Source organism: Desulfosporosinus sp. (genome assembly GCF_014237355.1).
In the GTDB taxonomy this organism is placed as follows: Bacteria; Bacillota; Desulfitobacteriia; order Desulfitobacteriales; family Desulfitobacteriaceae; genus Desulfosporosinus.
This window is the reverse complement of sequence record NZ_JABZFS010000042.1, coordinates 33583-48477: the sequence shown is the minus strand read 5'-3', so window position 1 is coordinate 48477 and position 14895 is coordinate 33583. Positions and strand designations below refer to the sequence as shown.

The 14895-nt window shown below is 42.5% G+C and carries 9 protein-coding genes; 8 read left to right on the top strand and 1 reads right to left on the bottom strand.

Annotated features, from left to right (window positions below; genetic code table 11):
- Positions 1-119: 119 nt before the first annotated feature.
- The 4 genes from gltB to HGJ98_RS09100 all read left to right on the top strand — a co-directional run bounded on the left by gltB (position 120) and on the right by HGJ98_RS09100 (position 9801).
- Positions 120-4694 (top strand): glutamate synthase large subunit, encoded by a 4575-nt coding sequence (gltB, locus tag HGJ98_RS09115; protein ID WP_291350755.1) that lies wholly within the window; start codon positions 120-122, stop codon positions 4692-4694.
- Positions 4695-4713: 19 nt separating this feature from the next.
- A complete protein-coding gene (locus HGJ98_RS09110; RefSeq protein ID WP_291350754.1) occupies positions 4714-6198 on the top strand; it encodes a glutamate synthase subunit beta in 1485 nt (494 codons plus the stop codon).
- 230 nt (positions 6199-6428) lie between these two features.
- On the top strand, positions 6429-7358 hold the full coding sequence (locus HGJ98_RS09105) for a magnesium transporter CorA family protein (protein WP_291350753.1): 930 nt from the start codon (positions 6429-6431) through the stop codon (positions 7356-7358).
- A 67-nt stretch (positions 7359-7425) separates the two neighbouring features.
- Positions 7426-9801 carry an ATP-dependent DNA helicase gene (locus HGJ98_RS09100; protein WP_291350752.1) on the top strand — a complete coding sequence of 792 codons (2376 nt, stop codon included), beginning with the start codon at positions 7426-7428 and terminating at the stop codon, positions 9799-9801.
- On the opposite strand, the gene HGJ98_RS09095 is transcribed toward HGJ98_RS09100, so the two are convergent.
- The gene (locus HGJ98_RS09095; protein WP_291350751.1) at positions 9798-10166 is read right to left on the bottom strand and encodes a hypothetical protein; all 369 of its coding nucleotides are present in this window, start codon (positions 10164-10166) and stop codon (positions 9798-9800) included. The genes HGJ98_RS09100 and HGJ98_RS09095 overlap by 4 nt on opposite strands.
- 152 nt (positions 10167-10318) lie before the next feature.
- Here HGJ98_RS09095 and HGJ98_RS09090 point away from each other — a divergent pair, with 152 nt between their 5' ends.
- The 4 genes from HGJ98_RS09090 to HGJ98_RS09075 all read left to right on the top strand — a co-directional run bounded on the left by HGJ98_RS09090 (position 10319) and on the right by HGJ98_RS09075 (position 14877).
- Positions 10319-10744: an EamA family transporter gene (locus HGJ98_RS09090; RefSeq protein ID WP_291350750.1), complete on the top strand. Its 426-nt coding sequence runs from the start codon at positions 10319-10321 to the stop codon at positions 10742-10744.
- 77 nt (positions 10745-10821) lie between these two features.
- Entirely contained in the window at positions 10822-11976 is a 1155-nt protein-coding gene (gene mutY / locus HGJ98_RS09085; protein ID WP_291350749.1) for an A/G-specific adenine glycosylase, read from the top strand.
- A gap of 305 nt (positions 11977-12281) precedes the next feature.
- Positions 12282-13412 (top strand): glutamine amidotransferase family protein, encoded by a 1131-nt coding sequence (locus HGJ98_RS09080; protein WP_291350748.1) that lies wholly within the window; start codon positions 12282-12284, stop codon positions 13410-13412.
- Positions 13375-14877, top strand: a complete 1503-nt coding sequence (locus tag HGJ98_RS09075; RefSeq protein WP_291350747.1) for a glutamate synthase-related protein — start codon at positions 13375-13377, stop codon at positions 14875-14877. Before HGJ98_RS09080 ends, HGJ98_RS09075 begins: the two co-directional genes overlap by 38 nt.
- The last annotated feature ends 18 nt before the right edge of the window (positions 14878-14895 follow it).

Sequence of the window (14895 nt, the reverse complement as noted above, 5' to 3'; positions counted from 1 at the left end):
AGTAAATTAAATAATAGAGCAAAGGCGCTCGAAAAAGTTTTGTACTTTCTAGTTAAGGTACATTCTTTGGAGAGCGCTTTTTGTTTTATATAATCAATTCGCAACGAAAGGTGAGTAATATGCAAAGATATGGTTTACCAAAGAAACAAGGTCTTTACGATCCAGCATTAGAACACGATGCCTGTGGTATGGGATTCGTTGTGAATATCAAGGGTATGAAGTCACACGACATTATAGATGAAGCCTTAACTGTATTGGAGAACCTCAGTCACCGAGGGGCAAGCGGAGCAGATGAGAATACAGGCGATGGTGCCGGGATTCTTATTCAGATACCTCACGAATTCTTTAAAAGAGAATGTGCAGTATTAGGCTTCGAATTACCGGAAACAGGAAGCTACGGTGTAGGTATGATATTTGCACACAAGTATGACGATTTTAGAAAAACCCAGATGGAAACCTTCGAAAAAATTGTCCAGGAGGAAGGTCAGAAGATCCTTGGCTGGAGGGAAGTTCCTATCGATAAAACGACAGTCGGCGAAGGTGCAAAAGCTGTAATGCCCAGATTTATTCAGGTTTTTATCGAAAAGGATATCAGCCTAGTCAAGGAAATGGACTTTGAAAGAAAGCTTTATATCATTCGAAAAAAAGCCGAAAAAGCCATTGTTCCAATGTGCGAGGATAAGGGAGGGACCTTCTATGTTGCCAGCCTTTCCTCTCGAACCATCGTTTACAAAGGTATGCTTACCGCAGAACAACTTAGAAATTTCTACCTTGATCTTTCCGATCTGGATAATGTATCTGCATTGGCAATGGTTCATTCAAGGTTCAGCACTAACACCTTTCCCAGCTGGGAGAGAGCCCACCCGAACCGATATATTGTTCATAATGGTGAGATTAATACCATTAGAGGGAATGTAAACTGGATGAAGGCGAGACAAAAATGTATCGATTCTTCGTTGTTTGATGATCTCTCAAAAGTCTACCCCATCGTCGACGAGTCAGGCAGTGATTCCGCGATGTTCGACAACAGCCTGGAATTTCTTCACCTTACTGGAAGGTCTCTTCCACACTCTGTAATGATGATGATTCCCGAACCTTGGGAAAAAAATGATCAAATGTCTAAGGAGAAGAAGGACTTCTACCAATTCCATGACTTCTTAATGGAGCCTTGGGATGGTCCCGCTGCCATGGGTTTTACGGATGGTGTGGTCATCGGTGGAGTACTGGACAGAAATGGACTTAGGCCATCAAGGTATTACGTCACGAAAGATGACAAAGTTGTCCTAGCTTCAGAGGTCGGGGTAATTGACATCAAACCAGAAAATATTGAGTATAAAGGTCGGCTGGAACCCGGAAAAATGCTGCTTATCGATACACGAGGGAAGAGAATTATTTCAGATGAAGAAGTTAAGCAAACTGTATCAATGATGTATCCTTATGATGAATGGAACAACCGTCATATTGTTAAGCTTAGTGATCTGTCTGTTGAGAATGTGAAAGAAGAGAGGATAAGAGAAGACCTTATTAAGCAGCAGAAAGCCTTTGGCTATACCTTTGAGGATGTAACTAAAACCATTCAGCCTATGGCAATCGAGGGTATAGATCCTATTGGAGCCATGGGTATGGATTCACCCCTTGCTGTATTATCTGAGAAACCCCAAATGTTGTACCTTTATTTTAAACAGCTCTTTGCCCAAGTTACCAACCCCCCAATTGACGGAATAAGGGAAGAGATAGTCACTTCGGCAAGTATGCTGCTTGGGGATACCGGAAATCTCTTGGATCCTGATCAAAGAAACTCGGCTAGCCTATCCCTTGAGCACCCGATACTAACCAATGAACAGCTTAAAACTATTAAGCAGCTAAACGATGGCAGGCTTAAAGCTGCTACCCTTTCCATACTCTATAACGCCTCAGATGGGGTAAAATCCATGGAAAGGGCCTTAGATAGAGTTTTCAAAGAAGCGGATAAGGCGATTAATGAGGGAGCTAATATTATTATTCTCTCAGACCGGGGTGCTAATGAAAAGCTTGCAGCAATCCCCGCGCTTTTAGCATCCTCTGGACTTCACCACCACCTGATCAGAAGAGAAATACGCACTAACTTAGGAATTGTACTTGAATCTGGTGAGCCGAGAGAAGTCCACCATTTTTGTACGCTGATCGGGTATGGAGTCACGGCAATCAATCCGTATTTGGCGTATGAAACGATTCAAGATCTTGCTGAAAAAGATCTTTTGGACGGACTAAGTTTCCAAGAGGCAAAAAAGAACTTTATTAAGGCTTCCGTTAAAGGGGTACTTAAAGTACTCACCAAAATGGGCATTTCTACCATGAGAAGCTACCATGGAGCCCAAATCTTTGAGGCAGTCGGTCTGAAAAAAGAGCTAATAGATAAGTATTTCACTATGACACCCTCCAGGCTGGAAGGAATAGGACTTGAAGAAATCGCACTGGAAAATCAAATGCGGCATGAGAGCGCTTATGATGAAAGTTCACCCTATACCGACTCTCTGGAAATAGGCGGTTACTTCCAGAGTAAGGATGATGGGGAAATCCACCTCTACAATTCTGAAACCATTTACATGCTTCAACGAGCTTGCAGAGAAGGAAACTACCCTCTCTTTAAGGATTACTCCAAAAAGATCAACGAAGACGAAATCTACAACTTAAGGAATCTTCTTGATTTTAAAGTTAACCCAGGCGACACCATTCCCATTGAAGACGTAGAATCGGTGGAGTCAATTGTCAAACGGTTTAAGACCGGAGCTATGTCCTACGGATCCATTAGCAAGGAGGCCCACGAGTGTCTTGCTATTGCTATGAACAGATTAGGTGGTAAATCCAACACAGGTGAAGGCGGAGAGGACAGCGAACGATTCAAGGTCATGGCCAACGGAGACACGAAAAATAGTGCTATTAAGCAGGTTGCCTCAGGACGTTTCGGGGTTACCAGCAACTACCTTGTGAATGCCCAGGAGATTCAAATAAAAATGGCTCAGGGTGCAAAACCCGGTGAAGGGGGCCAGCTTCCAGGAAGGAAGGTTTACCCGGAGATTGCCAAGGAAAGGCATTCAACTCCAGGTGTCAGCCTTATTTCTCCACCTCCGCATCATGATATTTATTCCATCGAAGATTTAGCTGAACTGATTCATGACTTGAAAAATGCCAACAGAGATGCTCGAATTAATGTTAAGCTTGTTTCTGAAGTCGGGGTAGGGACAATTGCTGCAGGAGTGGCAAAAGGAAAAGCGGACGTCATTCTTATCAGTGGATATGATGGAGGAACTGGAGCTTCTCCAAGAACAAGTATCAGAAACTCAGGACTTCCTTGGGAGCTTGGACTTGCTGAAACTCATCAGACCTTAGTTCTGAACAAGCTGAGAGATAGGGTTGTCGTTGAAACGGATGGTAAGTTGCTTTCAGGTAGGGATGTTGTCATTGCAGCAATGCTTGGGGCTGAAGAATTTGGATTTGCGACGACACCACTCATTGCCCTGGGATGTGTGATGATGAGAGTTTGTAATCTGAACACTTGCCCGGTAGGGATAGCCACTCAAGATAAAAAGCTAAGGGAAAACTTTAAAGGTAAACCTGAGTATGTTGAAAACTTTATGAGATTTATTGCTCAGGAAATGCGTGAAATTATGGCTAGACTTGGCTTTAGGACAATCAATGAAATGGTCGGACGCTCGGATCGACTTAAAACCAAGGAAACAATAAAGAATTGGAAGGCCAAACACTTGGATCTATCCCAGATTCTTTATCAACCCTATGCTGGTGCTGATGTCAAGCGATTCAACACTCAGGCTCAGAACCATATTCTTGAAAAATCAATGGATATAAAAAAGCTTCTTAGGATTTGTAAACCGGCACTTGAGAATCAAAAGCCCATACGAGCTAAACTCCAGATTAATAATGTAGACCGAGTTGTCGGCACCATCATCGGAAGTGAAATTTCTAAGAGATACGGCGAAAAAGGGCTTCCTGAGGATACAATAAAGCTTACCTTTGTAGGATCGGCTGGACAAAGCTTTGGGGCTTTTACTCCGAAAGGACTGTCCTTGGAACTGGAAGGAGATTCAAACGACTATTTAGGGAAAGGCCTTTCGGGCGCCAGAATTGTAGTTTATCCTCCTAAAAAATCTGACTTTAAGCCTGAGAAAAACATTTTGATCGGAAATGTTGCTTTCTATGGAGGAACCTCAGGGGAAGCTTATATCAATGGGATAGCAGGAGAGCGGTTCTGTGTAAGGAACAGTGGGGTAAAAGCAGTCGTCGAAGGTGTGGGTGACCATGGCTGTGAATATATGACAGGAGGGAAAGTTGTTGTCCTAGGTAAAACGGGAAGAAACTTTGCCGCCGGAATGTCTGGTGGAATAGCCTACCTGCTGGACTTTGACGAAGTCAACTGCAACAAGTCGATGGTGTCACTGGAGAAATTAGAATCTGACGTAGAACTTAACGAAATCCACGAAATGATTCAAAAACATGTTGAGTATACCGGCAGCCCTCAGGGCCGTAAAGTTCTTGATGACTGGAAAAACTATTCGCAGAAATTTACCAAAGTCATTCCTATAGACTACAAACGTATGCTTGAGAACATTGATAAGGCTCACAAAGCAGGCTTAAGCGGCGAAGAGGCCTTGATGGCCGCATTTGAAGAGAATTTCAAAGATGTTTCCAGGACTTAAGGGGTGAGGTGGGACTAAAATGGGAAAAGCAACTGGATTTTTAGAGTATAAGAGGATTAATCCGAAGAAACGTTCTCCTGAAGAAAGAATCAATGACTGGAATGAAATAAGATTGCCTCGGGATCCTGAAATCATTAAAACTCAGGGTGCTCGTTGCATGAACTGCGGAGTTCCTTTTTGCAACAGCGGTGTACTGTTAAATGGCATGGCCTCGGGATGTCCCCTGCATAATCTGATTCCAGAGTGGAATGAGCTTATTTATAAGGGTCAGTGGGAAGAAGCTTACCAGAGGCTGACTAGAACCAGTCCTTTTCCGGAATTCACCTCTAGAGTGTGTCCTGCACCCTGTGAAGGTGCTTGTACAGAAGGGCATATCATGGAATCTGTTACCATAAATAGTCTTGAATATGAGATCATTGAAAAAGCATTTGCTGAAGGATGGGTAAAGCCTAGGAAAGGCAAAGTCACAGGAAAGAAAGTTGCTATTGTCGGGTCAGGCCCTGCAGGATTATCGGCTGCTTATTATTTAAACGCCGTGGGGCATGACGTAACTGTCTATGAGAGAAGCGATAGAGTTGGCGGCCTAATGATGTACGGAATTCCCAACATGAAGCTTGAAAAAGGCATCGTGGAAAGACGTTTCGCGTTGCTCAAGGAATCAGGGATCCAATTCGTGCTTAACACTGAGGTGGGCAAAGATATTCCTGCCCAGGAATTGGTTGACCAGTATGATGCAGTTGTACTGTGTGCCGGCGCAACCAAGGCGCGGGGACTAGATGTTAGTGGAAAAGAACTGAAGGGTGTTCATTTTGCAGTCGATTTTCTAGGGGCTAATACTAAAAGTCTCTTAGATTCGAATCTTCAGGATGGCAAGTTCATAAGTGCCAAAGGTAAGAATGTCATTATCATCGGTGGAGGGGATACAGGAACGGACTGCGTTGCTACCTCCCTACGGCATGGCTGCGGGAGTGTGTACCAGTTTGAAATTATGCCAGAACCGCCTAGGCAGAGAATAGATGACTCGAACCCTTGGCCGGAGTGGCCGCAGAAACTTAAGGTGGACTACGGTCAGGAAGAAGCCATAAGCCTGTACGGAAAGGACCCAAGAAATTACCTTATATCGACTAAAAAGATTGTGGGAAATGAGAACAGTGAGGTTAAGGAAGTTCATACCGTGGAAATTGTATGGGTCAAAAATGAGTTGGGAAGAATGCTCCCACAGGAAGTTCCCGGGAGCGAAAAAGTATGGCAGGCAGACCTAGTACTTCTTGCCATGGGATTCCTAGGACCAGAAGATACCCTTGTAAATGAGCTTAAGCTTGAAAGAGATTCTCGAAGTAATGTGAAAGCTGAATATGAGCTTTTTAGGACTAATGTGGATAAGGTATTTACCGCAGGAGATATGAGAAGAGGTCAGAGCCTTATCGTCTGGGCTGTTCAAGAAGGAAAGCTTGCTGCACGTGAAGTAGATAAATACCTAATGGGTAAAAGTATCATTAAGTAACTTGGGTAGAGGGCCTACAACACTAAAATTGGTGTTGTAGGCCCTCTCTTTATTCTACTGGGAAAGTGTCTCGGTAATAGTACTACTCCCCGATTGTAAAGGTGGAAGTAATCTCAGGATTGGTTAAAATCTAAGAAAATTGTAAAGAACACTAGTAAGTGGTAACCTATATACTGTAGTAATTTACGGGGATAGAATGGTATGGAAGATCCAAAAGTGGAGGGCATGAAATGCTAGCTGTGTATAATACCGTCGACAGTAGGATTGTTAAAACGGATAAACTTGAAGAAAAAGGTTCTTGGATAAATATGATAAATCCTACTGAGGAAGAAATTGCCCTTGTTGGAAAGGCGACTCAGATTGAAGATTATTTTATTAAAGATGTTTTAGACGACGAAGAACGACCTCGAATTGAAACTGAGAACAATCAAATATTGGTTATTATTAATGTGCCGATCATTCAAAATGCGACAGTGATCTACGAAACCATTCCTCTCGGAATCATATTGACTGATCGTCATATTGTAACAGTTTGCTTGCAAGATGTTGATGTTCTCAGAGATTTTGTTAATGGTAAAGTCCGTGGAATGGAAACTTATAAAAAGACGCGGTTTTTATTTCAAATTCTTTATAAAAGTGCAACTCTATACTTAACTCTACTGAGAGAAATAGAAAAAAAGACAAACGAAATTGAGTTGGCACTTCACAAATCAATGAAGAATAAGGAATTAATTAGGTTGCTAAACCTTCAAAAAAGTCTTGTTTATTTTACAACTTCCTTAAAATCCAACGAAAAAGTCATGGAAAAAATGTTAAGAACAAAAGGACTGAAGATATATGAAGAGGACCAGGATTTGCTGGAAGATGTCATTATCGAGAATAAACAAGCAGTTGAAATGGCAGAAACCTATAGTAACATTTCAAGTAGTATGATGGATGCCTTTGCTTCAATTATTTCGAATAACTTAAATATGGTCATGAAGTTTTTGGCGTCAATTACGATTATCCTAGCCCTACCCACTATGTTAGCCAGCTTCTTTGGAATGAATGTAAAAATACCTTTGCAGACTTCAGAGTATGGTTTTGCCATCGTCGTAGGGATGTCTGTTATTCTTTGCTTTGGTGGGATTATGTTTCTAACGAAAAAGGACATGTTTTAGACGGATATATTCCATGGCAAGTGTTATAATGGGTCATAACCACTTTACGGGAAGGATCTAATGAGCAATGACTACCATTAAACTATCTGTACGTAGTCTTGTCGAATTTGTTCTCAGACGGGGAGATTTGCAAGCGGGTTCAATTAACCTTTCTCGGGCCCAAGAGGCCATTAAAGCTCATCAATATGTTCAGAAAACAAGCGGAGTTGACTATTTGCCAGAAGTGCCCCTGAGTTATCTTTATTCCGAAGTTCCTAGTTTGAGGGAAGGCAAGGGCTTAAGTGATAAGCTCTTACTGGAAATTAAGGGACGGGCTGATGGAGTCATTAGAAACGAATCGATGGCTTGTATCGATGAGATTAAGACCACGACTCTCGATTTAGAACTTATCGATGAATCCTTTAATAATTTACACTGGGCGCAGGCTCAGTGTTATGCTTTCATGTACGGGATTCAAGAAGGACTAGAAACTTTGGAAGTCCAGCTTACCTATTTTCAGCTTGATACAGCTCAGACTAAGATTTTTAAAAAGAAATTTTCTCTGGATGAGCTAACTGGGTTTTTTATGGGCTTAGCCCAATGCTATTTTAGTTGGGCTTGTCAACTACAAGAATGGGTAATGCGGAGAAACGATAGTATCCGTACTACCCCATTTCCTTTCGATACCTATAGACGCGGTCAGCGAGAATTGGCGGTAGCCGTATATCAGACGATTAAACAAAGTCAAAAGTTATTTGCCCAAGCTCCTACTGGTATTGGAAAGACCATGGGCACCCTGTTTCCTGCCTTAAAGGCTATGGCGGAAGGATTGACAGTCCAGATCTTTTATCTTACAGCTAAAACGATTACTCGAACAGTCGCTGAAAAAGCCCTGTCCGATTTGCAAAAAACAGGGCTGGAAGTTAAGCGTTTGACACTAACTGCTAAAAGTAAACTCTGTTTTCTTTCCGAAATATCCTGCTTGCCAGAGGATTGTCCTTATGCTCGTGGGTATTATGACCGGGTGAGAGAGGCTGTAGAGGATCTATTTATGGAAAGGGCTTGGACGCGACAATTAATAGAGCAATATGCTCGTAAGCATGTGATCTGTCCCTTTGAATTTTCCTTAGAAATGGCAAATTGGGCAGATGTGGTTATTTGCGATTATAATTACGTATTTGATCCAAGAGTATATTTGAGGCGCTTTTTCCTCGAAGGAGGGGAATACACCTTTTTGGTGGATGAAGCACACAACTTGGTGGATCGAGCAAGGGATATGTTTTCTGCTGAGCTAGGAAAGGAATCTTGGTTGAAATTGAAGAAATTGACCAAAGAGGACAACGCCAGGTTAGCTAAAAGTTTAACAAAAGTAAATACAGCCTTAGTCAAAGAAAAAAAGGGCTGCACAGAATCCGAGGGAAGTGGGGAGAGTGTTGGCAAGGAGTTGCCTGGTAAACTGATCCAAGCTTTAAGGCAGTTTATTAAAGAAACCGAATATTTCCTTAAAACTAACGATCAATCCTTTTCTTGGCATGAGCAACTTCTTGAACACTATTTTCAGGCCTTAAGTTTTACTAGAACAGCAGAAAGCTATAATGAGCGATATGTTACTTATAAGTACTTGACAAGAGAGGATTTCAAAGTAAAATTGTTCTGCCTAGATCCCTCTATGCGTCTGAAGGAAGCTTTGGGAAGGGGGCGGTCAGCCGTACTTTTTTCCGCAACCTTGAGTCCAATGGACTACTTCATGAACCTTCTGGGGGGCGAGGAAACATCTTATAAACTCCAGCTCCCCTCTCCTTTTCCCGAGGAAAATCTTTGTCTGCTGATTAATGATCGGGTATCTACTAACTATAAGCTGAGAGCTAAAACCTATGACCAAGTGGTAGAATCGATCTCTGCAGTTATTCTGTGTAAAAAGGGAAATTATTTGGTCTATTTTCCATCCTATCATTATATGAATGAAGTCTATCTAAGGTTTAGCGCTCAGAACCAAGAAGTCGATGTAATTTGTCAAAGCTCCAGTATGGAGGAGGAAGAACGGGAAGATTTCTTAGAAAGGTTTTCACACAATCCACAACGAACGTTAGTAGGGTTTGTACTAATGGGCGGGATCTTTGGCGAAGGTATCGATCTTATTGGGGATAGGCTCTCTGGCGCAGTTGTGGTAGGAGTTGGCTTGCCACAAGTTTGCATGGAGAGAGAAATTATTCGTTCATACTATGAAACAACAAGTTATCTGGGTTTTGAATTTGCCTATCTGTACCCTGGAATGAACAAGGTTTTACAGGCGGTTGGGCGAGTGATTCGAACAGAAAAGGATCGAGGAATTGTGATACTGATTGATGAGCGCTTCTCTAAACAAGCCTATCGAAGGTTATTTCCTAAAGAATGGACAAAAGTTCTCTTAGGTAGAACTAATGATAGTATCACAACCACCATAAAAAGCTTCTGGGTAAATTAAACTAATCCATCGGCATCTTTAATAAACTGTTTTGCTTTATCAAAGACAGACTGGTCGACAATCGCAGCTAAAACAATGTCTCGCCCAGAAATTGGGTTTTCTCCCCCGTCGCTCATGCCACTGGCACTAACATCTGCAGATGCTAAGATCCCAGTATCTCGACCCTCACTTGCACCTAGAGTTAATGTTGCTTGGCTAGATAGTTCACCGGTTCCAGGGCTCGATAATTGGTCAGCACTTCCTAGGGGATACTTGCCAAAACGATCTATTTGTATATCCTCAACTCCTAGGCTTTTCATTTGATCCGCAACTTTATTAGCTTCTTCTGGACTTTTAAAGTAAGCAATAATATTCTTTTCGGCCATCTAAAATTCCCCCCCTTTTATTGTGCTTTAATAGAATTTACTATATGGGTGAAATTTATCCTGGAAGAACCTAAAAGAGCCTCAAAGAGCCCTTCGTCTCTCATTTGTTTCTAATATTTTAAAAATAATAAAAGAATTAATGAGGTCTTAATATGTTTATGTATTTTTTCCCAATTGCACTCGTTGTAACCTCCAACGTTATTTATAATGTATGTCAGAAATCCACACCTCATAGTGCCAATCCTTTTTCGGCATTGCTAATGACATATTTAACGGCAGCTATTCTAACCCTTGTGGCATTTCCTTTTTATAAAACGGATAAGGGCTTTTTTCAATCCTTCAATGACTTAAATTGGACTAGTTTTGCCTTAGGTTTTGCCATAGTAGGCCTTGAATTGGGTTATTTGCTGGCATATAGAGTGGGGTGGAATATCAGTGTCGGATCGTTAGTGGCAAATATTATTCTTGCTATCATGCTTATCCCTATAGGTATACTCCTATACAAAGAGGGCTTTGCGGTTAACCAAATAATTGGAGTGGTTTTTTGCTTGGTGGGATTGGTGCTAATAAACAAGTAATCATTACAGATGCACTATGAACGTCCTGTTCGTTGAGTCCATTTACTTGCAAATTGCAGCATTAGGAGAGACATAAGATGGATTTATTAAGGGATAGCTTAAAGGATACAGCTTCGGAACAGAGTCTGTCTGATCGATTATTACACTGGTTTTCAGATGTAAAAAGAGATTTGCCCTGGCGGAAGACGGGAGATCCTTATGCCATTTGGGTATCCGAAGTCATGTTACAACAAACCCAAGTAAAGACTGTGATTCCTTATTACGAACGATTTTTGCATAGTTTTCCCAGTGTTGAACAACTGGCAAAGGCTAGCCTTGAAGATGTCTTAACCATTTGGAGTGGACTAGGGTATTACTCTCGAGCCCGCCGTATGTGGGAAGGGGCTAACTATATTCTTCAACAACTTAAGGGGGAATTCCCTAGGAATTACGATGCTCTATTACGGATTCCGGGAATAGGAGATTATACTGCCGGAGCCATAGCTAGTATTGCCTTCGGACAGAACGTAGTAGCGATCGATGGAAATGTAAAGAGGGTAGTTTCTCGCCTTCTAGCCTGGTCCGAACCTGTAGAAACTGCTCGCAGTTATCGTCACCTTAGAGACACCTTAATGACGTGGCAGTCAGCTCTACAACCAGGGGACTTTAATCAAGCCCTAATGGAACTAGGAGCTTTGGTTTGTACTCCCACCAAACCAGCCTGCCTGCGTTGCCCTCTCGCTGACGTTTGTAAGGGGCACTTAGAGGGAGACTTCCTGCGTTACCCTGTAAAGAAGCCTAAGGCACAGCGCCAAGTCGTGACGCGCTTAACCTTTGTCCTGCGCAAAGGGAACCAGGTTTATTTACAAAAACGCTCTTCCAGGGGGTTATTGGCTGATCTCTGGGAGTTTCCGGGTGTAGAATTAAGTCAGGGCGATAGCCATAGCTTACACGACGATCTTCCTCTTATTGATAGTGAGGAATCCTTTGATCTTTTTCAAAAAGCGGTCCCGCAAGAGGTGTTTTTTGATAATCGAGTAAAGGACCAATTCCAGCGAGGGCTACTTTGGCAGGGCCCTGTTTGGTATACCTTTAGCCACCGACGTTGGAAAATCATCTGGACAGTCGTCGATTTGTCTGAGCAATATCTATTAGACAAAGAACGCTGGGTTTCTATTAAAGATTTAAGGGCAATTCCTCTTCCGGTAGCATTTTCGGCCATCATTGAACAATTGTATTTACTAAAAACATAATCATATACGATTTTTTGGATATAGACATAAGTAATCAATTGTTACACAATAGTGACAATTAACTTTAGAGTTTTAAAAAAGTTTGATTAAATGCCTTTGGAAAATTTAATATTGTATACATTGCTTGAAACGGTTGAATGTAAGCTAGTCTCTATGTTAATTTAAATATAAACCAATACGAATAGAGCAAAGGCGCTCTTAGGAAGTTTGTACTTGATAAAAGTACAGTTTCTTAGGAGCGTCTTTTTCTTATTAACTCCCACTCGAAGAGTCCTATGTGATGAGAGGAAAGGAGAGACGTATAGATGCTTAGAGAAGGTGACGTTCGAATCCCGTCTGGTTGTGCGATCAGTGGAATTATCAATCGCAGCGGACAGGTTTTTTCCGGAGAAGATATACTTCAGTCCATTGCCTTGATGCATGACCGTTCCAATGGCTTAGGTGGAGGATTTGCCGCTTATGGCATTTATCCGGAGTATGAGGATTATTATGCTTTTCACTTGTATTACGAAGGGGCAGAAGGAAGAGAACAAACAGAGAGTTATCTTAATTACTTTTTCCATGTTGCGGAAAGCGGGGAAATACCGACGAAGAAAACCCGGTCAATTAAGAATCCTCCGCTGGCTTGGCGATATTTTGTCCGACCTAAACCAAGCTATTTACTGGAAGAAGAAAATGAAGATGAGTTTGTGGTACGCAGTGTTATGTACATCAATTCCGAGTGTAAGGGAGCCTTTGTTGTTTCAAGCGGCAAAAATATGGGGGCTTTTAAAGGGGTGGGTTACCCTGAGGATATTGGAGAGTATTTTTGTTTAGATAAGTATCATGGGTATAGCTGGACGGCCCATGGACGATTCCCCACCAATACTCCTGGCTGGTGGGGGGGAGCACACCCATTTACCCTACTTGACTGGTCAATCGTGCATAATGGTGAAATTTCATCCTATGGGGCAAATCGTCGTTTTTTAGAAATGTATGGTTATAAGTTATCTATGCAAACAGACACTGAGGCAATTACCTATGCTTTTGACTATTTGGTCCGTAAGCAGCAATTGCCTATGGATGTAGCTATAGCAACCTTAGCAGCACCCTTTTGGAGAGATATCGAACGGATGAACTCTGAGAAACGGGCACTTCTTAAAGCAGTGCGTGCCATGTATGGGAATTTATTAATGAATGGTCCTTTTTCAATAATTTTGGGCTCAAGTCAAGGCTTGATCGCACTTAATGATCGACTTAAATTGCGATCGATGGTTGCGGCAACGAAAGGAGAATTCCTTTATCTTGCATCTGAAGAATCTGCTATCCGGGAAGTTTGTCCTCAGCCTGAAAAGGTCTGGGCTCCCCGTGGTGGAGAACCTGTGATTGCAACACTCGAGAAGAGGGGAGTACAAGGGTATGACACTGAGTATGAATACGCCGGACTTTCTTATTGAACGAAATAAAGAGCGTTGTATTAATTGTCAGGTTTGCGTAAGACAATGTGCCAATGAGGCCCATGGTTGGGATGCCGAAGAAGAAAAGGTTTTCTCCCAGGACGCCTTGTGTGTCAATTGTCATCGGTGTGTGACAATGTGCCCCACCCATGCCCTCTCCATTCGAAAATTTCCTCTGGAATTTCGTGAGAACGCCAATTGGACTGCAAGTACAATGAAAGCAATTTACAAGCAAGCGGAAACTGGAGGAATCTTGCTGACAGGTATGGGGACGGATCGTCCTTACCCCGTTTATTGGGATCAATTGTTACTAAACGCTAGCCAAGTAACTAATCCCTCCATTGATCCGCTTAGAGAACCCATGGAGTTGAAAACCTTTTTAGGCCGAAAACCTGAGCAACTTCGCGTGATAAATGGAAAGCTTGCAGAGGCTCTCCCACCCCAGCTTGAACTTGACCTACCGATCATGTTCTCGGCAATGTCCTTTGGTTCTATTAGTCTCAATGTAGCTAAGTCCTTAGCACAAGCGGCAGAAACTCTAGGGACTTTCTATAATACTGGAGAAGGAGGTCTCCACGAAGACCTCTATAAATACGGGAAAAATACAATTGTACAGGTGGCATCTGGTCGGTTTGGAGTTCACTCAGAGTATTTGAATGCGGGTGCAGCAATCGAGATAAAAATTGGTCAGGGAGCTAAACCAGGAATTGGCGGGCATTTACCGGGCGAAAAAGTCGGTGTAGAAGTATCCCGAACCCGGATGATTCCAGAACAATCCGATGCTATTTCACCAGCTCCCCACCATGATATATACTCCATCGAGGATTTAACTCAACTTATTTTTTCGTTAAAAGAAGCTACGAATTATGAAAAACCGGTGATTGTAAAGATTGCTGCTGTTCATAATGTCTCGGCAATTGCTTCAGGGATTGCTCGGGCGGGCGCCGATATCATTGCCATTGATGGTTTTCGTGGCGGTACTGGAGCCGCTCCCCTTAGGACTCGTGATTCAGTCGGAATTCCTATTGAACTTGCTTTAGCTGCCGTAGACAGTCGTCTGCGCGAAGAAGGAATTCGGAATCAGGTCTCACTCGTTGTTGGAGGAAGTATCCGGAATAGCACGGATATCATTAAGGCAATTGCGTTGGGCGCAGATGCTGTTTATGTAGCTAGTTCGGCACTGCTCGCTCTTGGCTGTCATATGTGTCAGAAATGTTATACCGGAAAATGCAACTGGGGAATTGCCACCCAAAGACCAGAATTAGTCAAACGACTGAATCCCGAGATTGGAGCAGAAAGAGCAACGAATCTTCTAAAAGCTTGGGAACATGAGGTTAAAGAAATCCTAGGCGGTATGGGCATTAATGCCATTGAAAGTTTGCGCGGAAATCGCCTGATGCTTAGAGGAATAGGATTATCTGATCGTGAGTTAAATATCCTGGGAGTCTTAGCCGCTGGCGAGTAAGGAGAGGAAGTGAGGATT

Excerpts from the sequence above, each read along its gene's own strand:
- gltB (WP_291350755.1), top strand. The coding sequence starts at position 120 with ATGCAAAGATATGGTTTACCAAAGAAACAAGGTCTTTACGATCCAGCA.
- HGJ98_RS09110 (WP_291350754.1), top strand. The coding sequence starts at position 4,714 with ATGGGAAAAGCAACTGGATTTTTAGAGTATAAGAGGATTAATCCGAAG.
- HGJ98_RS09105 (WP_291350753.1), top strand. The coding sequence starts at position 6,429 with ATGCTAGCTGTGTATAATACCGTCGACAGTAGGATTGTTAAAACGGAT.
- HGJ98_RS09100 (WP_291350752.1), top strand. The coding sequence starts at position 7,426 with ATGACTACCATTAAACTATCTGTACGTAGTCTTGTCGAATTTGTTCTC.
- HGJ98_RS09095 (WP_291350751.1), bottom strand. The coding sequence starts at position 10,166 with ATGGCCGAAAAGAATATTATTGCTTACTTTAAAAGTCCAGAAGAAGCT.
- HGJ98_RS09090 (WP_291350750.1), top strand. The coding sequence starts at position 10,319 with ATGTTTATGTATTTTTTCCCAATTGCACTCGTTGTAACCTCCAACGTT.
- mutY (WP_291350749.1), top strand. The coding sequence starts at position 10,822 with ATGGATTTATTAAGGGATAGCTTAAAGGATACAGCTTCGGAACAGAGT.
- HGJ98_RS09080 (WP_291350748.1), top strand. The coding sequence starts at position 12,282 with ATGCTTAGAGAAGGTGACGTTCGAATCCCGTCTGGTTGTGCGATCAGT.
- HGJ98_RS09075 (WP_291350747.1), top strand. The coding sequence starts at position 13,375 with ATGACACTGAGTATGAATACGCCGGACTTTCTTATTGAACGAAATAAA.